The organism is Pseudomonas anguilliseptica (assembly GCF_021375795.1).
GTDB lineage: Bacteria > Pseudomonadota > Gammaproteobacteria > Pseudomonadales > Pseudomonadaceae > Aquipseudomonas > Aquipseudomonas anguilliseptica_A.
In genome coordinates, this window is sequence record NZ_JAEIOI010000001.1 from 200003 (window position 1) to 219500 (window position 19498).

A 19498-nucleotide genomic window follows, 5' to 3' on the forward strand; every position below is an offset into this window, starting at 1 on the left:
TCAGTCTGCTGCAGGCGCCAACTGTTGCTCGGCGAGCAGCGCGGCCACGCATTCGCCGACCTGGCGAATCGCCTGTTCAAGTGCTGGGGTGGGTTGGCCGGCGTAGTTGATGCGCAGGCAATTGCGGTATTTGCCGGCGGCGGAAAAGATGCTGCCGGGGGCGATCTGGATTTTATGTGGCAGCAGTGCGCGGTTCAGGCGCTGGCTGTCAAAGCCCTGCGGCAGCTCCAGCCACAGCATAAAGCCGCCTTGGGGCCGGCTGACCCGCGTGCCGGCGGGGAAGTAGCGGCTGATCCAGTCGATCATGCAGTCGCGATTACGCGCGTACTGGCTGCGCATCCGGCGTAGGTGCGGTTCGTAATGACCGCTGGCGATGTACTCGGCCAGGGCCAGTTGTGGCAGCTGTGCGGCCATGCCGGTGCTCATGTATTTGAGGTGCAGCACCTGTTGCAGGTAGCGGCCTGGGGCAATCCAGCCGGCCCGCAGACCGGGAGCCAGGGTTTTGGAAAACGAGCTGCAGAACAGCACGCGACCGTCCTCGTCGAATGATTTGATGCTGCGTGGGCGTGGGTAGCTGTAGGCCAGCTCGCCGTAGACGTCATCCTCGATAATCGCCACGTCATAGCGCTGCGCCAGGGCCAGCAGGGCGTGCTTGTTGGCCTCCGGCATGATGTAACCGAGTGGGTTGTTGCAGTTGGGGGTGAGCTGGATGGCCTTGATCGGCCACTGTTCTAGCGCGAGCTCCAGCGCCTCCAGGCTGATGCCGGTGAGCGGGTCGGTGGGCAATTCCAGGGCCTTCATGCCGTAGCCCTTGAGTGCCTGCATCACGCCATGAAAGCTCGGTGAATCCACAGCCACGATGTCGCCCGGCGCGCACACCGCGCGAATGGCCACGGACAGGGCTTCGTGGCAACCGGTGGTGGTAACGATCTCTTCAATGGCGATCTGGCAGCCGGAGTCGAGCATCAGCCGCGACAGTTGTGCGCGCAGGCCGGGGTCACCATACAGGCTGCCATAGCTCAGCTCCTTGACCTCCTGGCGGCGGCTTATGCGCGACAGGGTGCGCAGCAGCGGTTTCAGGGTTGGGCTGCTGATATCCGGCATGCCGCGCCCCAGTTGCAGCACATCACCGCCAGGCGGTCGGCTGATCAGTTCCAGTACCTGGTCCCACTGGGAAATATCCACTGGCCGCTGGGCGGCGCGGCTGACCATCGGCAGCGCCGGCTGCTGGCGCGCTTGGGGCACAAAGTAGCCGGACTTGGGCTTGGGCGTGGCCAGGCCCTGATCCTCCAGGTAGCGGTAGGCCTGCTGCACCGTGCTCAGACTGACGCCATGTTCCAGGCTAAGGGCGCGCACGGAGGGCAGGCGATCACCGGGGCGATACAGGCCCTGCTCGATACGCGCGCCGAGCAACTCGGCCAGGTTGACGTAAAGCGTCATAACAGTTGCCTCGCAATTTTTCGGTGTGCCGTGCCAAGCCAGTACAGATAGGTGATAAATCTACCATTCAGAGTCTGGTTTCGAAAATCTGTATGGATTTAAAAGTGTATTTTTGAATCTGTCATGCTTTTTCCGTGTCACTCATCATGATCTCCCATCAGGCTTACGAGCAGGAGAGCAGGCGATGAATGGGTTGAGTGATGTCAGGCTGACAATGAAATCAGGCGAACTGCAGCAGGAGGCCGCGAGCGGGCATCTGTATGCTCAAACGGGTACAGCGAAGCCAGCTGTACGCCGCTGGAACGCATTCTGGCAGCGCCTGACCACTCGTCGGGCGCTGCTGAGGCTGACTGATGAGCAGCTCAAGGATGTTGGCCTGACCCGCGAGCAGGCCCTGCGCGAGGCGCAACTGCCGTTCTGGAAGTTGTAAGGGGCTGCAGCAGGCCTGGGCGGCCTGCTGTGGAGGGTGATTAGACCAGTTCTTTCATCCGGTGCCAGAGCATGCCCAGGGCGAGCAGCGGCGAGCGCAGGTGTTTGCCGCCGGGGAAGGTCATGTGCGGCACCTTGGCGAACAGGTCGAAACCGCTGCTGGCCTGGCCGGCGATGGCCTCGCCGAGCAGTTTGCCGGCCAGGTGCGTGGCGTTGACGCCGTGACCCGAGTAGGCCTGGGCGTAATACACGTTGGGCTGTTCCTTGAGACGGCCAATCTGCGGCAGGCGGTTGGCACCGATACCGATCATGCCGCCCCACTGGTAGTCGATCTTCACATCTTTCAGGTGCGGGAAGACTTCCAGCATTTTTGGCCGCATATAGCCGGCGATGTCTGCCGGATCGCGACCGGAATAGTGGCAGGCGCCGCCGAACAGCAGACGGCGGTCGGCGGACAGGCGGTAGTAATCCAGGGCCACGCGCTGGTCACACAGCGCCATATTCTGCGGAATGATCGCCCGCGCTTCGGCTTCGGACAGCGGCTCGGTGGCAATCACGTAGCTGCCGGCGGGCAGCACCTTGCCGCCCAGGTTGCTGTTCAGGCCATTCAGGTACGCGTTGCAGCCGAGCACCAGGGTGGTGGCGCGCACCACGCCCTGAGCGGTGTGTACCTTGACCTCACTGCCATAGTCGATGCGTGTCACTGCCGAGTTCTCGAACAGCTGCACACCCAGGCTCTGCGCCGCTGCCGCTTCGCCGAGTGCCAGGTTAAGCGGGTGCAGGTGGCCGGAGCCCATGTCGATCATGCCGCCGACATAGCGGTTGGAACCGACCACTTCGTGCATCTGCTCCGGTTGCAGCAGGCGCATCTCGTGGCGGTAACCCAGTTGCTTGAGTTCGGCCATGTCTTCGGCGAAGTCGGCGAGGTGGCAGGGTTTGTTGGCCAGGTCGCAGTAGCCCCAGGTCAGGTCGCAGTCGATGTTGAACTGCTCGATGCGCTGGCGGACGATTTCCACCGCTTCCAGGCCCATCAGTTTCAGTTCGCGCACGCCCTGCGCGCCAATTACCGATTCGAACTGCTCCACGCCATGGCCGACGCCGCGAATCAGCTGGCCGCCGTTGCGCCCGCTGGCGCCCCAGCCAATCTTGTGCGCTTCCAGCAGCACCACCGAGTGGCCTTTCTGCGCCAGTTCGATGGCGGTGTTAAGGCCGGAAAAACCACCGCCGACGATGCACACATCGGCGCGCAACTCACCGCCCAGGGCGGGGTAGTCGAGTTGGCGATTGGCACTGGCGGCGTAATAGGAGTTGGCGTGCTGGCTGCTGTGAACCGGCTGGTGAACGCGGGCGTTCATGTGTGGAATCCTGATTATTGTGTTTGGAAAATTTTACGAAGCATAAGCGTGGGATTTGCCAAACGCCAAGAGGCAATCGCGAAATAAGCGGATTTTCGTCGGTTAGCCCCGGTCCTTGCCGCGCTTCAACTCTGGCGCGGTTACTATGCCGGCCTGTGTTTCAGGATCACGCCCATGAGTTGCACCAGCCGCAAGATCGACCAGCTGCGTTTGCAGATTCCCAGTTTCGCCTGCGTGCCGGGTTGTCACGATTGCTGTGGCCCGGTCACCGCGTCATCCGAGGAAATGGCGCGGCTGCCGGTGAAGAGCGATGCCGAGCACGACGCTGCGCTGGCTGAGTACAACTGCGTACACCTCGGCCCGCAAGGGTGCACGGTGTATGACCAACGCCCGCTGATCTGCCGCCTGTTCGGCACCACGTCCAGTCTGCCGTGCCCGCGCGGCCAAGGGCCGGAGCAACTGACAGAGCCGGCAGTGGAAAGGCAGGTGCATCGGCTGATCGCTACCACCCGCCAAGTATTGGTTTAGGGTGCGCTGTGCGCACCGCGGGGCAATCACTGTGGTGCGCACGGTGCACCCTACGGTCTACTCCGCGATTGGCAGGCTGAGGCTCTCTTTCACTTCTTCCATGACGATGTACGACTTCGACTCGCGCACGTGCGGCAGCTTGAGCAGGATGTCGCCGAGCAGCTTGCGGTAGCTGGCCATCTCATTGATCCGCGCCTTCACCAGGTAATCGAAGTCACCGGACACCAGGTGGCACTCCAGCACGTGCGGCAGCTTCAGCACAGCGCGGCGGAATTCCTCGAAAGTGTCGCCGGACTTGTAGTCCAGACTGATCTCGACAAACACCAACAGGCTGGCCTTGAGTTGCTGCGGATTGAGCCGGGCGTTGTAGCCCATGATGATGCCTTCGCGCTCCAGACGGCGGACGCGTTCGGTGCAGGGGGTGGTCGACAGACCGACTCGCTCGCCCAGCTCGGTAAAGCTGATGCGCCCATCTTCCTGCAGGATACGCAGGATATTGCGGTCGATCTTGTCCAGTTCGCGACGGCTTTGATGCTGGGTGCGCATGGTGGATACACCTCTATATAAGGCGATATTGCCAAGATTTGTCGCCAAATATAGCTATTTATATAGTGAAAAGCACTGGTGATCTCTTCCTATACTGCGCCTCATAGTGGTCTCAAGAATTATCCGTCGCGCTGGGCGCGGCGAGGAGAGCGTCATGCGGGTTCTGGTTCTCGGCAGCGGTGTGATTGGTACAGCCAGTGCGTATTACCTGGCGCGTCAGGGCTTTGAAGTGGTGGTGGTCGACCGGCAGAACGCCCCGGCCATGGAAACCAGCTTCGCCAATGCCGGCCAGGTGTCGCCGGGCTACGCCTCGCCCTGGGCCGCGCCGGGCGTGCCGCTGAAAGCCATCAAGTGGCTGCTGCAAAAGCACGCGCCGCTGGCGATCAAGGCCACCGCCGATATCGACCAGTACCTGTGGATGGCACAGATGCTGCGCAACTGCACTGCCAGCCGTTACGCGGTGAACAAGGAGCGCATGGTGCGGCTGTCCGAGTACAGCCGCGACTGCCTCGACGAGCTGCGTGCAGAAACCGGCATTGCCTACGAGGGCCGCAGCCTGGGCACCACCCAGCTGTTCCGCACCCAGGCGCAATTGGATAACGCGGCGAAAGACATTGCCGTACTCAAGCAATCCGGTGTGCCCTATGAGCTGCTCGATCGCGCCGGCATCGCCCGCATCGAACCGGCCCTGGCTGCGGTCACCGACAAACTGGCCGGCGCGCTGCGTCTGCCGAATGACCAGACCGGCGATTGCCAGCTGTTCACCCGCAAACTGGCCGAGATGGCCAAGGCGCTGGGCGTGGAATTCCGCTTCGGCCAGAACATCCAGCGTATCGACGCCGTGGGCGATCGGGTCAATGGCGTGTGGATCGACGGCAAGCTGGAAACCGCTGATCGCTACGTGCTGGCGCTTGGCAGCTTCAGCCCGCAATTGCTCAAGCCGTTGGGCATCAAGGCACCGGTGTACCCACTCAAGGGTTATTCGCTGACCGTGCCGATCACCAATGCGGCGATGGCACCGACTTCGACCATCCTCGATGAAACCTACAAAGTGGCGATCACCCGTTTCGACAACCGCATTCGTGTGGGCGGCATGGCCGAGATTGCCGGTTTCGACCTGAGCCTCAACCCGCGTCGCCGCGAAACCTTGGAAATGATTACCGCTGACCTCTACCCGCAGGGCGGCGATCTGCGCCAGGCCGAATTCTGGACCGGCCTGCGTCCGGCCACCCCGGACGGTACGCCGATTGTCGGTGCCACCGGCTTGCGTAATTTGTTCCTCAACACCGGTCACGGCACACTGGGCTGGACCATGGCCTGCGGCTCCGGTCGCCTGCTTGCCGATCTGATGGCGAAAAAGCGTCCGCAGATCAGCGCCGAAGGCCTGGATATTTCCCGTTACAGCCGTTCCCAGGAGAGTCACAAGCATGTCAGTACAGCGCCTGCACACTGAAAGCCGCTACAGCGAAATCGTCATCCATAACGGCACGGTCTACCTGGCCGGCCAGCTGGCGGACGACTACAGCGGCGACATCGTGCAGCAAACCCGCGAAACCCTGGCCAACACCGACCGCCTGCTGGCCGAGGCTGGTAGCGACAAGTCGAAGATTCTCTCCGTGACCATCTACTTGAAGGACATGGAGCGCGACTACGCCGGCCTCAATCAGGTCTGGGATGCTTGGGTCGCGCCTGGTGCTGCGCCCGCGCGGGCCTGCGTCGAGGCGAAGATGTACAAGCCAGAAGTGCTGGTGGAAATGATGATCGTGGCCGCTCTGTAAGTCGGCCCATCCCGTTTGCGATAAGTGTTTGCCCGGCCATCACACCGGGCTTTTTTAACTGTGAAAACTGCTGATAGCCGAGAACGTCATGCGTCCTGCCCGCGCCCTGATCGACCTGCAAGCCTTGCGTCACAACTACCAACTGGCCCGTGAGGTCAGCGGCGCCCGCGCCCTGGCGGTGATCAAGGCGGATGCTTACGGCCATGGCGCGGTGCGTTGTGCTCAGGCGTTGCAGGAGCAGGCCGATGGTTTTGCCGTGGCCTGTATCGAAGAAGCGCTGCAGCTGCGCGAGGCCGGTATTCGCGGGCCAATTCTGTTGCTGGAAGGGTTCTTCGAGGCTGACGAATTGCCGCTGATCGAGCAGCACGAACTGTGGTGCGTGGTGCATTCGCTGTGGCAGCTGGAAGCGATTGAGCGCAGCGCCGTGCGCGGGCCGCTGACGGTCTGGTTGAAAATGGACAGCGGCATGCACCGCGTCGGCCTGCACCCGGCCGATTACCAGGCGGCTTATCAGCGCCTGTTGGTCAGCGGCAAGGTGGCGAAGATTGTGCTGATGAGCCACTTCGCCCGGGCCGACGAGCTGGATTGCCCGCGCAGTGCTGAGCAGTTGGCGGTTTTCCAGCAGGCGCGCCAGGGTATTGTTGCCGAGGTCAGCCTGCGCAATTCGCCTGCCGTATTGGGCTGGCCGAGCGTGCCGAGTGACTGGGTGCGTCCCGGCATCATGCTCTACGGCGCCACTCCGTTCGAACAGGCGCAGGCCGTGGCTGCGCGGCTGCAGCCGGTGATGACCCTGGAATCGAAGATCATCAGCGTGCGCGAACTGCCGGCCGGCGAGCCGGTGGGCTATGGTGCGCGCTTTGTCAGCGAGCGGCCAACCCGCGTCGGTGTGGTCGCCATGGGTTATGCCGATGGTTATCCGCGTCACGCGCCGACCGGTACGCCGGTGGCGGTGGACGGCCAACTGACTCGCCTGATCGGCCGCGTGTCGATGGACATGCTAACCGTCGATCTCACCGATTTGCCGCAAACCGGGCTTGGCAGTCGGGTCGAACTCTGGGGCAAACAGGTGCTGGCCAGCGACGTCGCCACCCAGGCGGGCAGCATTCCCTATCAGCTTTTCTGTAACCTGCGGAGAGCGCCGCTGCTCTACCTCGGGAGCTAGCGGCCCAGCTGTAGACGAGTTTGAACGCAAGTGTTGTAAATTCCGAACGCTATGCCATGATACGGCGACTTTTCCGTATCTATCCCAAGGGGGACTCCAGCATTGGACGTCGGTGTACGCCTGCAATCCATTCGCAAACTCAAAGGCCTTTCCCAGCGTGAACTCGCCAAACGGGCGGGCGTCACCAACAGCACCATTTCGATGATCGAGAAGAACAGCGTAAGCCCTTCGATCAGTTCGTTGAAAAAGGTGTTGGCGGGTATTCCCATGTCATTGGTGGAGTTTTTCTCCCTGGACGTGGAGCAGGATAGCCAGGCCCAGGTGGTCTATCGCGCCGCCGAACTCACCGATATCTGCAGCGGCGCCATCACCATGAAACTGGTGGGCAAGGCGCATCCCAGCCGGGCTATTTCCTTCCTTGATGAAACCTATCCGGCTGGCACCGACACCGGTGACGAAATGTACGCCCACGAAGGCGAAGAGGCCGGCATGCTGGTCGAAGGCAAGCTGGAGCTGACCGTTGGCGACGAGGTTTTTATCCTCGAACCGGGCGACAGCTACTACTTCGAGAGCAGCAAGCCGCATCGTTTCCGTAATCCGTTCGAGCAGCCGGCCCGCTTGATCAGTGCCACCACACCGGCCAACTTCTAAGCCGTACTGCTGAGCCTGCTGCGTTTCAGGAAAACACAGCAGGCTACAGCGGCTTGGAAATAACCCTGCGACAATCTGGGTTGTTTCGGCCGGCACGGCTTGCCGTTATACTGTCGCCCGCTCGCGAAACCGTGGCCGCGAGCGTGACTAGCCACGAAGAGGGTGTACCGTGAACCTGATTAAAAAGATCCTGGTAGCACCGGCTACCGTATTGGCCCTGTGGGCAGTGACTGCTCAGGCCACGACCGACGAAGCCATTGCCGAGCGCCTCAAGCCGGTCGGCCAAGTTTGTGTAATGGGTGAGGAATGCAAAGGCGTGGGTGCTGTAGCTGCCACTGCTGGTGGCGCGGCGCGTACGGCCGATGACATCATTGCCAAGCACTGCGGCGCCTGCCACACCCCGGGTATCCTGGGCGCGCCGAAAATTGGCGACACTGCCGCCTGGAAAGAGCGCGCAGACCACCAGGGCGGCCTCGACGGCATCCTGGCCAAGGCTATTTCCGGTATCAACGCCATGCCGCCGAAAGGCACCTGCGCCGACTGCTCGGATGACGAGCTGCGTGCTGCAATTCAGAAGATGTCCGGCCTGTAAGGCGTCCGACGCTGCTGTAAAAAAGCCGCCTATTCAGGCGGCTTTTTTGTGCCGACGTTTTATTGGTATTCCAGCCAGTCGGCGCAGATACGGACGCATCAGCAGTGCCAGCAGGCTAAACGTAGCGAACAACGCCAGCGGGCCTTGCAGCAGATACTAGGCGCTGGAGCCGAGTTTCTCGCTGAGTATGACCGAGATAAGTGGCATGTATATTGGGACGAGCATGCCTGTCAGCCATTGCCACTCTGGGCGTTTCAGGTTGAAGGCATAGGTCGTCAGAAACAGACCGCCCAGCAGCGCATTGGCGGCTAGCAGAGGCAGGGAGGGCGGGGCCGTCACCAGGCTCACCGCCAGCAGGCCGAGCAAGGCGCCGGCGATCCAAGGCATCTTGTCGAGGGTCTTGGCAGCATGCTTGCGCACGTACTTGGCCGCCTTTTGGTAATCACGATCCATGTGTGCGCCTTATCTAATCAATAAAACTGACCTGACCATCCTTGAGCGAGTCGATGCGTGCCAGCGACTCGACCCGATAGCCCTGCGCATCCAGTTCGGCGCGGCCGCGCTGGAAGGACTTCTCGATGACTACGCCAATGCCGGCGATGCTGGCGCCGGCCTGGCCGATCAGGTCGATCAGGGCGCGGGCAGCATGGCCGTTGGCGAGGAAGTCGTCGACCAGCAGCACATGGTCGTGGGCGCCCAGGTGTTTGGCTGAGATGGCCAGGGTGCTTTCGGTCTGCTTGGTGAAGGAAAAAACCTTGGAGATGTACAGGTCGTCCTTGAGCGTCAGCGACTGGTACTTGCGCGCGAAGATCACCGGTACACCCAGTTCCAGGCCGGCCATCACCGCCGGGGCGATGCCCGAGGCTTCGATGGTGACTATCTTGGTGATGCCCTGGCCGGCAAAGCGCTGGGCGAATTCGTGGCCGATCTGCTGCATCAGCGCCGGGTCGATCTGGTGATTGAGAAAGGCATCGACCTTGAGCACCTGCTCCGAGAGCACGGTGCCTTCCTCGCGAATTTTCTGTTTCAGCGCTTCCACGCGGTTACCCTCATCGTTCTTTCTGATGCCCGGTCTGCGCCGGGATGTAATGGTGCAGCGTAGCGCGGATGCAGGAGCTGACGAAATACGTCTGCCTGCCCCCGCGTGCTGCTGCCGGTTATTTTTTTAGCATGGCGCGCATATTGGCCAGCGCCGAGTTACCGGTGGCGGCCTTGACCTCGGGTGCGGCGTCTTCCAGGCCTTCCCAGACCAGGTCTTCAGGCGGCAGTTCATCAAGAAAACGGCTCGGCGAGCAGTCGATGATTTCTCCGTACTGTTTGCGCTTGGCGGCGAAGGTCATGGTCAGGTTGCGTTTGGCACGGGTGATGCCGACGTAGGCCAGGCGTCGTTCTTCCTCGACCGTATCGGCCTCGATGCTGGAGCGGTGCGGGAGGATTTCCTCCTCCACGCCGAGGATATACACCGACGGATACTCCAGACCTTTGGACGCGTGCAGGGTCATCATCTGCACGCCTTCGGCGCCTTCTTCCTCTTCCTGCTGACGTTCGAGCATGTCACGCAACACCAGTTTGCCGATGGCGTCCTCGATGGTCATCTCGCCGTCTTCGTCGCGCTCCAGAGTGTTCTTCAGCGCCTCGACGAGGAACCAGACGTTGCCCATGCGTGCCTCGGCGACCTTGTCGCTGGAAGCGTTCTGCCGCAGCCAGTTCTCGTAGTCGATGTCCATCACCATGCTGCGGATCGCGGCAATCGGGTCGTTTTGCGCGCACTCCTGGCGCACCCGGTCCATCCACTTGGTGAAGCGTGCCAGGCGTTCGGTGTAGCGCGCATCCAACTGCTCACCTAGGCCGATTTCGCCGGCGGCGGCGTACATGCTGATCTTGCGATTGGTGGCGTAGTTGCCGAGCTTTTCCAGGGTGGTCGAGCCGATCTCGCGGCGCGGCACGTTGATCACCCGCAGGAAGGCGTTGTCATCGTCCGGATTGACCAGCAGGCGGAAGTAACTCATCAGGTCCTTCACCTCCTGGCGGGCGAAGAAGCTGGTGCCGCCCGACAGGCGATAGGGAATCTGATGGTGCTGCAGCTTGAGCTCCATCAGCTTGGCCTGGTAGTTGCCGCGGTAGAGGATGGCGTAATCGCTGTAGGGGCGCTGGGTGCGCAGGTGCTCGGTGAGAATTTCCAGGGCCACCCGTTCGCACTCGGCGTCTTCGTTGCGGCAACGGATCACGCGGATCTCGTCACCCATGCCCATCTCGCTCCACAGCTGTTTTTCGAACGCATGCGGGTTGTTGGCAATGAGGATGTTGGCGCATTTCAAGATGCGGCTGGTGGAGCGGTAGTTCTGCTCCAGCATCACCACCTTCAGCGAGGGGTAATCCTCTTTCAGCAGCATCAGGTTTTCCGGGCGCGCGCCGCGCCAGGCGTAGATCGACTGGTCGTCATCGCCGACCACGGTGAACTGGTTGCGCATGCCCACCAGCATCTTCACCAGCAGGTATTGGCTGGCGTTGGTGTCCTGATATTCGTCGACCAGCAGGTAGCGGATGCGGTTCTGCCATTTTTCCAGGATGTCGGCGTGCTCCTGAAACAGCATCACCGGCAGCAGGATCAGGTCGTTGAAGTCCACCGCGTTGTAGGCCTTGAGCGTGCGCTGGTAGTGCAGGTAGACAATGGCGGCGGTCTGCTCCTTGGGGTTGCGCGCGTTAGCCAGCGCCTGTTCAGGCAGGATCAGGTCGTTCTTCCAGCTGTCGATGTAGTTCTTGATCTCGTCCGCACCGTCATCACCGGCATATTCCTTCTGCATGATGTCGGTGAGCAGCGCCTTGATATCGCCGTCATCGAAGATCGAGAACCCCGGCTTGTAGCCCAGGCGTGCGTACTCCTTGCGGATGATGTTCATGCCCAGGTTGTGGAAGGTCGACACCGTCAGGCCGCGCGCCTCGGGGCCTTTAAGCAGGCTGCCGACGCGTTCTTTCATCTCGCGTGCGGCCTTGTTGGTAAAGGTCATGGCGACAATGTGGCGAGCCTGGATGCCACAGTTCTGCACCAGGTGGGCGATTTTGCGGGTAATCACGCTGGTCTTGCCGGAGCCTGCACCGGCGAGCACCAAAAGTGGGCCGCCGACATAGTTCACGGCTTCCTGCTGCCGGGGGTTCAGTCGGGACATTCGATCAATCGTCAGGGGGAATGGGCGCGCATTTTAACAGGCCTGAGGCTTTCTGCCGTGACCATCTGGAAGTGTGTCGCAGCGCACATAATGGCGCGGTGCCAGGCTTGGCTAATTTGTGTATTCCAGTACTCTGGTGCCACTTTCGGGTCCTTGCCATGCCGCAGGGCGCGCGCCACTGACACAAGGATGTGCGTGATTAGACGTCGATTACGACGCATCCTAGCGGGTTCAATGCTCTTTATTTGTGCAGTGGGGGAAGTTGTTTGTCCGCGTTCGTCGAACCATTACGGTTGCTTTTGCTGGCGGAAACGCCGGGTTGGGCGCAGTTGCTGCGCGAGCGCCTGAGTGCGCTTGGCAGTGGCTATGCACTGATCACTGCACCGTCCTGGGAGGCGGCCAGCGCGCTGTTCGATAAGCCCAGCAACGCCCTGCTGCTGACTACCCCGCGTCATCTGCCCGCTTCCGGGCGCTGTTCCCTACCCATTGTCCTGCTGCTGGATACCGAGCCTGAAGCCGAGCCTGAGGGCGTGTGCGACTGGCTGGTGCGTGACCAGCTCAGCGCCGAGGTGTTGCGCCGCTGCCTGCGCTATGCGCGCGAACGCGGCAACCTCAACGACACCCTGCATCGCCTGGCCGAACAGGACGCGCTGACTGGCATCGCCAACCGCCAGGGCTTCCAGACCCTGTTGGCCGCGCGCCTGGCTGAATACGAAGGCCGCGGCCTGACTCTGGGCCACCTCGACCTGGACAACTTCCGGCATGCCAACGATGCCCTGGGCTATCAGGGGGGCGACAGCCTGATTCTGCAGGTGGTGGCGCGGATCAAGGCGCAGTTGCAGGCCGGCGATCAGGTCGCCCGCCTGGGCAGCGATGAATTTGCCCTGTTGCTCGACAGCCGCCGCGATCCGCAGCGCGCCGAGCGTCTGGCGGCGCAGATTGTCGAAGCCATAGGCGAGCCTTACTGGATTGATGGTGAAAGCCTGCTGATCGGTTGCAGCCTGGGTCTTGCGCATTCGCGCGCCGAGAGCAGCGCCGACCCGCTGATGTGGCATGCGCATATCGCCATGCAGCAGGCCAAGAGCCAGCAGGGCTGCACCTTTCATATCTACGACGAGCGGATCAACCGCAGTGCGCGCAACCAGGCCGATCTGGAAAGCGAGTTGCGCCGCGCCCTGCGTCGCGACGAGCTGGAGCTGCACTATCAGCCGCGCCTGTGCCTGCAGTCCGGACGCATTGTCGGCCTGGAGGCGCTGGTGCGTTGGCGTCACAGTGAGCATGGCCTGCTGTCGCCCAACGAATTCGTACCGCTGGCCGAAGAGAGCGGGCTGATCGTGCCGCTCGGCTACTGGGTGATCAGCCGCGCGTTGCGCGATATGCAGTGGCTGCGCGGGCGAGGCCTGCCGGCGCTGCATATGGCGGTCAATCTGTCGTTCCGCCAGTTCCAGGACAGCCAGTTGCTGCCGACCCTCAGCCGCCTGATCGAAGAGCGCGGCGTCGATGCGCAGTGGCTGGAATTCGAGTTGACCGAAACCGCGGTGATGCGCCGCAGCGATCAGGTGCAGCAGACCATGCTGGCCCTCGGTCGCCTTGGTGTGCGCTTCTCGCTGGACGATTTCGGTACCGGCTTTTCCTCTTTCGTGCACTTGAACAACCTGCCGATTACTCTGCTGAAGATCGACAAGAGCTTTGTCGGTGGTATGTGTGAGCGTGCGGAGAATCGGCAACTGGTGCGGGCGATGATCAACCTGGCGCACAACCTCAACCTGCAGGTGGTGGGCGAGGGCGTGGAGAATGCCGAACAACTGGCGCTGCTGCGCCAGTACGGCTGTGACCAGGTGCAGGGGTATCTGATCAGCAAGGCTCTGCCGCTCAACGAACTGGCGCGCTTTCTGGTGTTTGGCATGCGCCAGCCGCTGTTTGGTTTGAATAACGGCTGAACTGCTTGCTCCCCTCTCCCCCGAAGAGATGAAAGGACTGGTCGCGTCTGACTCAATCTAACTGAACCGTGCCCATCCCTCGGTCTGATACAACAAGGCCCGCTTTGTCTGCGGGCCTTGTCATTTGCGGGGTTACTGCGCGGCCTGGGCCTGGCGCTGTGCCAGTTTCTGCTGGCGGTAACTGATGGCGGCCGGAGCTACGGGGGTGACCTTGCCGGTTTCCAGCCAGCGCTTGAGGCGCGTGGCGTCGGCCATATGGGTGTATTTGCCAAAGGCATCCAGCACCACAAAGGCGACTGGGCGCTGGTTCATCACGGTGTTCATCACCAGGCAGCGACCGGCCTCGTTGGTGTAGCCGGTTTTGCTCAGCTGCACGCTCCAGTCGGCTTTGCGCACCAGGTTATTGGTGTTGCGAAAACCCAGGGTGTAGTTGGGTTTGCGGAATGCCTGGGTCTTCTCAGACGTGGTGGTGAACTGGCGGATCAGCGGGTACTGCTGTGCGGCCTTGAGCATCAGCACCAGGTCGCGGGCGCTGGAGACGTTATGTTCTGACAGCCCGGTGGGTTCGACAAAACGCGAGCTCTTCATGCCCAGGGCGCGGGCCTTGGCATTCATCGCCGCGACAAAGGCCGCATGACCGCCCGGGTAATGGTGCGCCAGGCTGGCGGCGGCGCGGTTTTCCGAGGCCATAAGGGCCAGCAGCAACATGTCGTGGCGGCTCAATTCGCTGCCCACGCGCACGCGGGAGAACACGCCGCGCATTTCCTGGGTGTCGCGGATCATGATCGGCAGTTGCTGATCCAGCGGCAGTTTGGCGTCGAGGGTGACCATGGCAGTCATCAGCTTGGTTACCGAAGCAATCGGCACCACGCTGTCGGCATTGCGCTCGTAGAGCACCTGATTGGTCTGCAGGTCGACCAGCAGGGCGCTACCGGCGGCAAGGTCTTGTTGTTTGGCGGGGGCGGCCAGGGTATTCGATGCAACTACAACGCAGCTGCAGATCAGCAGCAGGCTTACTATCGATTGGCGGATTTTCACGGGGCGCTTCACGGGCAGGTTGAGGGGTATGCAGCGGCGCTAAGTATACGGAAATCTGCGTCCGGGCTTGAGCGTTGCGCGCTTAAATCGTCATGCACTCGCGCTATAGTGCGACCGCGTTTATTGCCGTGAGTTACTCGCATGCCTGAATCGTCCGTACCGTCTGCGCCACCCGCCGTTAGCCTGCGTGAAGCCTTCTGGTTCTGGCTGAAACTGGGCCTGATCAGCTTCGGTGGGCCGGCTGGGCAGATCGCGATCATGCATCAGGAATTGGTGGAGAAACGCCGCTGGCTGTCCGAGCGGCGTTTTCTGCATGCGCTGAACTACTGCATGTTGCTGCCGGGGCCGGAAGCGCAGCAACTGGCCACCTATATCGGCTGGCTGCTGCACCGCACCTGGGGCGGGGTGATTGCCGGGGTGCTGTTCGTGCTGCCGTCGCTGTTTATCCTGATTGGCCTGTCCTGGCTGTATATCGTCTATGGCGATGTGCCGCTGGTGGCGGGAATCTTCTACGGGATCAAGCCGGCGGTGACCGCCATTGTCATGCAGGCGGCCTGGCGCATCGGCTCGCGGGCGCTGAAAAACAACTGGCTGTGGGGCATTGCCGGCGCGTCCTTTGTCGCCATCTTTGCCCTTAACCTGCCGTTTCCCCTGATCGTGATCGGCGCCGCGTTGCTCGGTTATCTCGGTGGCCGCCTGTTACCCCAGCAGTTCAGCCTGGGCGGCGGGCATGCAGCGGCGGATGTGAGCTACGGCCCGGCGTTGATCGACGATGACAGCCCGCCGGCGCCGCACACGCGCTTTCGCGCCTCGCGCCTGGCGCTGCTGCTGGCGGTGGGGGCGCTGCTCTGGTTACTGCCGATGGGCCTGCTGGCCTGGCTGTACGGCTGGGATGGCACGCTGACGCAGATGGCCTGGTTCTTTACCAAGGCAGCGCTGCTGACCTTCGGCGGCGCTTATGCGGTGCTGCCGTACGTCTACCAGGGTGCCATCGGCCATTACGGCTGGGTGACGCCGACGCAGATGATCGACGGCCTGGCCCTGGGCGAAACCACGCCGGGGCCGCTGATCATGGTGGTGGCGTTCGTGGCCTTTGTCGGTGCTTATCTGCAGCCGGTGTTCGGCGGCGATTCGGGCTTTGTCAGCGGGGCAGTGGCGGCGGCGCTGGTCACCTGGTTTACCTTTCTGCCGTCCTTTCTGTTTATCCTCGCCGGCGGGCCGCTGGTGGAGTCGACCCACGGCGAGCTGAAGTTCACCGCACCGCTGACTGCGATTACTGCGGCAGTGGTCGGGGTGATTCTGAATCTGGCGCTGTTCTTTGCCTATCACGTGCTCTGGCCGCAGGGCTTCGAAGGGGCCTTCGACTGGCCGTCGGCACTGCTTGCCGTGGCGGCTGCGCTGGCGCTGCTGCGCTTCAAACGTGGGGTGATGGAAGTGCTGCTGGTGTCGGCGCTAGCCGGGTTGGCGGTGTATCTGCTGCGTTGAAGTCGCGCGCCCGCTGTCGAGGCAACGGGCGCGTTAGGTGCTATAGAAACCAGCGGTATTCCCGCGCACTGACTTCCTGCATAAAGGCCAGATGATCCTGGCGCTTGTTCTCGCAGTAAACCATGACGAACTCACTGCCCAGGCCCTGGTTGACCACCGGGTGGTCGCGCATGGCGCTGACGGCGCTGAGCATGTCCTGGGGGAAGTCGATGCCGCTCTGACGGTTTTCGTTGAGTGGGGCAATCGGCTCCTTACCGGCATCCAGGCCGTGTTCCATGCCGGTGAGGATCGCCGCCAGCACCAGATAGGGATTGGCATCAGCGCCAGCCAGGCGGTGTTCGATGCGCAGGTTCTTGCCGTCCGATTCGGGGATGCGGATGCATGCATCGCGGTCCTCGAAGCCCCAGCTGGCGCGGCTGGCGGCATTGACCATGGCGCCGTAGCGGCGGAAGGCGTTGTGGTTGGCGGCGAAGATCGGCATGCAGTGCGGCAGCAACTCCAGGCAGCCGGCCACCGCATGGCGCAGCGGGCGTTGTTCGTCGGCGGCCAGCAGGTTGTTGCCTGCGGCGTCATACAGGCTGACGTGCACATGCATGCCGCTGCCCGGCGCGTGCAGGTAGGGTTTGCTCATAAAGCTGGCACGCTGGCCGTGCTTGAGCGCCACACCACGGGTGCTGCGGCAGAATAGGGCGGCCCAGTCAGCAGCACGCAGGCCGTCGTCGCAGTGGCCGAAGTTGATCTCGAACTGGCCGGGGCCGAGCTCGGCGGTGATCACGTTGGCATCGATGCCCTGCTCATTGGCGGCGTCGACGATCTCATGCAGCACATCGGCAAAGCGTGACAGGCGCTCAATGTGCATGTTCGGCTGGTCGTCTTCATCGCCGCACAGCGGGTCGCGTGGGAACTGCGGCAGGCCGTCCTTGAGCGCGCGGTCGAACAGGTAGAACTCCAGCTCGAACGCCACCACCGGGCGAATGCCGCGCGCGGCCAGGCGCTTGAGCACGCGGGCGAGCACTTCACGCGGTTCGAACTCGATTGGTGCTTCAGTGCCATCGGAGCTGATCAGCATCTGCCCCAGCGGCTGGCTTTCCCAGCGTACCGGCTTGAGCGTGCCGGGAATCAGCCGGCGTGGCGCGTCCGGGTCGCCGTCGTTGAAGCAGTAATCGCCAATCGGATGCAGGCCGCCCTGCACGCCGAGCAGCACGCAGTTCTGCGGGATTTTCAGCGGGCTGCCGGCGGCGACCTTCTCGAGCATATCGATGGGGTAGCGCTTGCCGTAGAAATGCCCGGGTATATCCAGGCTGATCAGGTCGACATAGCGCACCGCGGGGTGGGCGCTGCGAAAGGCGCGGACTTCGCTGAGCAGGTCGGGGAATGCTGTTGTTATTGTCATGGTGGTATCTGCGCGGATCAGGTGAAGATCCAGAGCACTCGTGTGGGTAAGTCGGTGAGGTTGGCGTAGCGAAACTGTGCGTGCGGCGGCAGCTGGAAGCTGTCATTCGGGCCGAGTGTGACTGGCTCGGCGGCGTCGCCGTACCAGATCGTCAGCTCGCCTTCGAGGACAAAACCGCCTTGCTCGGAGCTGTCGTTCAAGTGCCCGTCGCCGCTGGTAGCGCCCGGGTCCAAACGGCTTTCGAGCATGGAGAAGCCGCCGGCCATGGTCGGCGAGGCCAGTACATCGGTGATGCCGCCCGCGTAATAGAGCGTGCGACGCTCGCCGGGGCGGGTGACCCAGGGCACGGCGCGCGGCTTGCTCAGGCTGTAGAAATAGGTGGTGGGTACGCCGAGGCTTTCGCTGATCGCGGTGAGGTCGGCCACGGTCGGGCGTGACAGGCCGCGCTCGACCTGCGAGAGAAAACCCACCGAACGGTCGATGCGTGCAGCCAGTTCACCGAGGGTGAGGTTCTTGTGCTTGCGCAGGTCGCGGATCAGGATCGCCAGACCTTCGACTTCTTCCTGCATATCCATGGAGTTTCCTTTGACGTTTTAACTCCCCTCTCCCGCTTGCGGAAGAGAGGCTGGGGGAGAGGGTCGGCTGCCCCCTCTCCCTAACCCTCTCCCCGAGGGGAGAGGGGACTGGCCCTTGTCAGATTACATCGCGCAGGCGATACCAGGCCTTGCCCACCGCCTCGATCGGCGCGGCCAGTAGATCGCCGCCGGGGAAGCGCGGGTTGCTCAGGCCCTGGTACAGATCGAGCAGGGCGGCGTCACCGAGGATCGCATCGCTGACCGCACGGGCGGCGGCCAGGGTCGGCAGGATGCCGTGGCCGGAGAAGCCCTGCAGCCAGTACTTCTGCCCGCTACGGCCGACATCCGGGGTGCGGTGCATGGTGCAGTCGATATGCCCGCCCCAGCCGTAGTCGATCTGCACGCCGCGCAGTTGCGGGAACACCCGCTCCAGATAGGGCCGGGTGGCCGCCGGCACGTCCTTGGGGATGCCGCCCAGGTAGGTACAGCCGCCGCCGAACAGCAGGCGGTTGTCCGGGGTAACGCGGAAATAGTCGGGCACGAACTGGTTATCGATGGCGCAGGTGCCGCGCGGGAACAGCGAGCGCGCCAGCTCTGGGTCCAGCGGCGCGGTGGCGACCTGGTAGGAGCCGACCGGCAGCAGGCGTTTCGACAGTTGCGCATCGAGCTTGTCGATATAGGCGTTGCAGGCCAGTACCAGCAGATCGCTGCGAATCTCACCCTGTTCGGTGTGGGCCAGATAGCCGTCTGCCGTTTCTTGATAGCTCAGCGCCTTGCTCTGCTCGAAGATTTTGCCGCCGGCTTTCTCGATGGCATCGGCCAGGCCCTGAGCCAGTTTCAGTGGGTTGAGGTGGGCGGCGCCGCTGTCGTGCAGGGCGGCCAGGTAGCGCGGGCTGGCAATCCACTCGGGCAGTTGTTCCTTGGGAATAAAACTCAGCTGCGCGTAGCCGTACTTCTGCTCGGCTTCTTCCAGGCTCTCCTGCAGCTGCTTTACGCGGCGCGGCAGTACGGCGGTGTAGAGCGCACCGCTGCGGTAGTCGATCTCGAAGTTGTGCCGCTCAGGCAGTTCGCGCATTTCTTCGGCGGCCCAAACCATGCTGTCCCACAGGCGCCGGGCACGCTCCAGGCCTAATGCCTTCTCGAACGGCGGCATATCGCACGACCAACCCGGTAACGCTTGCCCGCCGTTGCGCCCGGACGCGGCCCAGGCCAGGCGACTGGCCTCCAGCAGCACCACTTTTTTACCCGCCAGGGCCAGGCGCAGCGCCGTATGCAGGCCGCTGAAACCACCGCCGATAATCAGCACGTCACACTGCAACGCTTCCTGCAGGCGCGGGCGCAGCGGGATGGCGCCTGGGTAGGTACCGGCGTAGTAGGTGCCGATATGCTGGGCGGAGTGTTTGAACATGGCGCGCCTCA

General features: G+C 62.6%; 19 protein-coding genes. 9 read left to right on the forward strand and 10 right to left on the reverse strand.

Features of this window, described 5'->3' with window-relative positions:
• Nucleotides 1-1440: a PLP-dependent aminotransferase family protein gene (locus tag IOD17_RS00960; RefSeq protein ID WP_233683246.1), complete on the reverse strand. Its 1440-nt coding sequence runs from the start codon at nt 1438-1440 to the stop codon at nt 1-3.
• A 184-nt stretch (nt 1441-1624) separates the two neighbouring features.
• Between IOD17_RS00960 and IOD17_RS00965 the strand changes: the two genes are divergently transcribed.
• A complete protein-coding gene (locus IOD17_RS00965) occupies nt 1625-1870 on the forward strand; it encodes a DUF1127 domain-containing protein (protein WP_233684487.1) in 246 nt (81 codons plus the stop codon).
• 40 nt (nt 1871-1910) lie between these two features.
• Here IOD17_RS00965 and IOD17_RS00970 read toward each other — a convergent pair whose 3' ends face one another.
• The gene (locus tag IOD17_RS00970) at nt 1911-3224 is read right to left on the reverse strand and encodes an NAD(P)/FAD-dependent oxidoreductase (RefSeq protein ID WP_233683247.1); all 1314 of its coding nucleotides are present in this window, start codon (nt 3222-3224) and stop codon (nt 1911-1913) included.
• Between the two features lie 174 nt (nt 3225-3398).
• Here IOD17_RS00970 and IOD17_RS00975 point away from each other — a divergent pair, with 174 nt between their 5' ends.
• Nucleotides 3399-3752, forward strand: a complete 354-nt coding sequence (locus IOD17_RS00975) for a YkgJ family cysteine cluster protein (protein WP_233683248.1) — start codon at nt 3399-3401, stop codon at nt 3750-3752.
• A gap of 57 nt (nt 3753-3809) precedes the next feature.
• On the opposite strand, the gene IOD17_RS00980 is transcribed toward IOD17_RS00975, so the two are convergent.
• On the reverse strand, nt 3810-4298 hold the full coding sequence (locus tag IOD17_RS00980) for an Lrp/AsnC ligand binding domain-containing protein (RefSeq protein ID WP_233683249.1): 489 nt from the start codon (nt 4296-4298) through the stop codon (nt 3810-3812).
• A 154-nt stretch (nt 4299-4452) separates the two neighbouring features.
• Here IOD17_RS00980 and dadA point away from each other — a divergent pair, with 154 nt between their 5' ends.
• The 5 genes from dadA (at nt 4453) to IOD17_RS01005 (ending at nt 8481) form a co-directional block, all read left to right on the forward strand.
• Nucleotides 4453-5751 carry a D-amino acid dehydrogenase gene (gene dadA / locus IOD17_RS00985; RefSeq protein WP_233683250.1) on the forward strand — a complete coding sequence of 433 codons (1299 nt, stop codon included), beginning with the start codon at nt 4453-4455 and terminating at the stop codon, nt 5749-5751.
• Nucleotides 5726-6076 carry a RidA family protein gene (locus IOD17_RS00990; RefSeq protein ID WP_233683251.1) on the forward strand — a complete coding sequence of 117 codons (351 nt, stop codon included), beginning with the start codon at nt 5726-5728 and terminating at the stop codon, nt 6074-6076. The genes dadA and IOD17_RS00990 overlap by 26 nt, the downstream gene beginning before the upstream one ends.
• Before the next feature lie 88 nt (nt 6077-6164).
• On the forward strand, nt 6165-7238 hold the full coding sequence (gene alr / locus IOD17_RS00995; protein ID WP_233683252.1) for an alanine racemase: 1074 nt from the start codon (nt 6165-6167) through the stop codon (nt 7236-7238).
• 102 nt (nt 7239-7340) lie between these two features.
• Nucleotides 7341-7889: a cupin domain-containing protein gene (locus tag IOD17_RS01000; protein ID WP_233683253.1), complete on the forward strand. Its 549-nt coding sequence runs from the start codon at nt 7341-7343 to the stop codon at nt 7887-7889.
• Nucleotides 7890-8058: 169 nt separating this feature from the next.
• Nucleotides 8059-8481 (forward strand): c-type cytochrome, encoded by a 423-nt coding sequence (locus tag IOD17_RS01005; protein ID WP_233683254.1) that lies wholly within the window; start codon nt 8059-8061, stop codon nt 8479-8481.
• Nucleotides 8482-8637: 156 nt separating this feature from the next.
• On the opposite strand, the gene IOD17_RS01010 is transcribed toward IOD17_RS01005, so the two are convergent.
• The 3 genes from IOD17_RS01010 to rep all read right to left on the reverse strand — a co-directional run bounded on the left by IOD17_RS01010 (nt 8638) and on the right by rep (nt 11648).
• The gene (locus tag IOD17_RS01010; RefSeq protein ID WP_233683255.1) at nt 8638-8934 is read right to left on the reverse strand and encodes a hypothetical protein; all 297 of its coding nucleotides are present in this window, start codon (nt 8932-8934) and stop codon (nt 8638-8640) included.
• Between the two features lie 13 nt (nt 8935-8947).
• On the reverse strand, nt 8948-9520 hold the full coding sequence (locus tag IOD17_RS01015) for a xanthine phosphoribosyltransferase (protein ID WP_233683256.1): 573 nt from the start codon (nt 9518-9520) through the stop codon (nt 8948-8950).
• 118 nt (nt 9521-9638) lie between these two features.
• Complete coding sequence (gene rep, locus IOD17_RS01020) at nt 9639-11648, reverse strand: DNA helicase Rep (protein WP_233683257.1); 2010 nt, start codon at nt 11646-11648, stop codon at nt 9639-9641.
• A gap of 266 nt (nt 11649-11914) precedes the next feature.
• Here rep and IOD17_RS01025 point away from each other — a divergent pair, with 266 nt between their 5' ends.
• Entirely contained in the window at nt 11915-13588 is a 1674-nt protein-coding gene (locus IOD17_RS01025) for a putative bifunctional diguanylate cyclase/phosphodiesterase (protein ID WP_233683258.1), read from the forward strand.
• Between the two features lie 132 nt (nt 13589-13720).
• Here IOD17_RS01025 and pbpG read toward each other — a convergent pair whose 3' ends face one another.
• Nucleotides 13721-14626, reverse strand: coding sequence for a D-alanyl-D-alanine endopeptidase (pbpG, locus tag IOD17_RS01030; protein WP_233683259.1), 906 nt, complete (start codon nt 14624-14626; stop codon nt 13721-13723).
• A gap of 141 nt (nt 14627-14767) precedes the next feature.
• Between pbpG and chrA the strand changes: the two genes are divergently transcribed.
• Nucleotides 14768-16111 (forward strand): chromate efflux transporter, encoded by a 1344-nt coding sequence (gene chrA / locus IOD17_RS01035; RefSeq protein ID WP_233683260.1) that lies wholly within the window; start codon nt 14768-14770, stop codon nt 16109-16111.
• Nucleotides 16112-16151: 40 nt separating this feature from the next.
• On the opposite strand, the gene IOD17_RS01040 is transcribed toward chrA, so the two are convergent.
• The 3 genes from IOD17_RS01040 to IOD17_RS01050 all read right to left on the reverse strand — a co-directional run bounded on the left by IOD17_RS01040 (nt 16152) and on the right by IOD17_RS01050 (nt 19487).
• A complete protein-coding gene (locus IOD17_RS01040) occupies nt 16152-17498 on the reverse strand; it encodes a glutamine synthetase family protein (RefSeq protein ID WP_233684488.1) in 1347 nt (448 codons plus the stop codon).
• Nucleotides 17499-17521: 23 nt separating this feature from the next.
• Complete coding sequence (locus IOD17_RS01045) at nt 17522-18079, reverse strand: helix-turn-helix domain-containing protein (RefSeq protein ID WP_233683261.1); 558 nt, start codon at nt 18077-18079, stop codon at nt 17522-17524.
• A 118-nt stretch (nt 18080-18197) separates the two neighbouring features.
• The gene (locus tag IOD17_RS01050) at nt 18198-19487 is read right to left on the reverse strand and encodes an NAD(P)/FAD-dependent oxidoreductase (protein WP_233683262.1); all 1290 of its coding nucleotides are present in this window, start codon (nt 19485-19487) and stop codon (nt 18198-18200) included.
• Between the last annotated feature and the right edge of the window lie 11 nt (nt 19488-19498).

Bases quoted from the DNA above. Each gene is read 5' to 3' on its own strand.
- IOD17_RS00960 (WP_233683246.1), bottom strand. From the start codon at position 1,440: ATGACGCTTTACGTCAACCTGGCCGAGTTGCTCGGCGCGCGTATCGAG.
- IOD17_RS00965 (WP_233684487.1), top strand. From the start codon at position 1,625: ATGAATGGGTTGAGTGATGTCAGGCTGACAATGAAATCAGGCGAACTG.
- IOD17_RS00970 (WP_233683247.1), bottom strand. From the start codon at position 3,224: ATGAACGCCCGCGTTCACCAGCCGGTTCACAGCAGCCAGCACGCCAAC.
- IOD17_RS00975 (WP_233683248.1), top strand. From the start codon at position 3,399: ATGAGTTGCACCAGCCGCAAGATCGACCAGCTGCGTTTGCAGATTCCC.
- IOD17_RS00980 (WP_233683249.1), bottom strand. From the start codon at position 4,298: ATGCGCACCCAGCATCAAAGCCGTCGCGAACTGGACAAGATCGACCGC.
- dadA (WP_233683250.1), top strand. From the start codon at position 4,453: ATGCGGGTTCTGGTTCTCGGCAGCGGTGTGATTGGTACAGCCAGTGCG.
- IOD17_RS00990 (WP_233683251.1), top strand. From the start codon at position 5,726: ATGTCAGTACAGCGCCTGCACACTGAAAGCCGCTACAGCGAAATCGTC.
- alr (WP_233683252.1), top strand. From the start codon at position 6,165: ATGCGTCCTGCCCGCGCCCTGATCGACCTGCAAGCCTTGCGTCACAAC.
- IOD17_RS01010 (WP_233683255.1), bottom strand. From the start codon at position 8,934: ATGGATCGTGATTACCAAAAGGCGGCCAAGTACGTGCGCAAGCATGCT.
- rep (WP_233683257.1), bottom strand. From the start codon at position 11,648: ATGTCCCGACTGAACCCCCGGCAGCAGGAAGCCGTGAACTATGTCGGC.
- chrA (WP_233683260.1), top strand. From the start codon at position 14,768: ATGCCTGAATCGTCCGTACCGTCTGCGCCACCCGCCGTTAGCCTGCGT.
- IOD17_RS01045 (WP_233683261.1), bottom strand. From the start codon at position 18,079: ATGGATATGCAGGAAGAAGTCGAAGGTCTGGCGATCCTGATCCGCGAC.
- IOD17_RS01050 (WP_233683262.1), bottom strand. From the start codon at position 19,487: ATGTTCAAACACTCCGCCCAGCATATCGGCACCTACTACGCCGGTACC.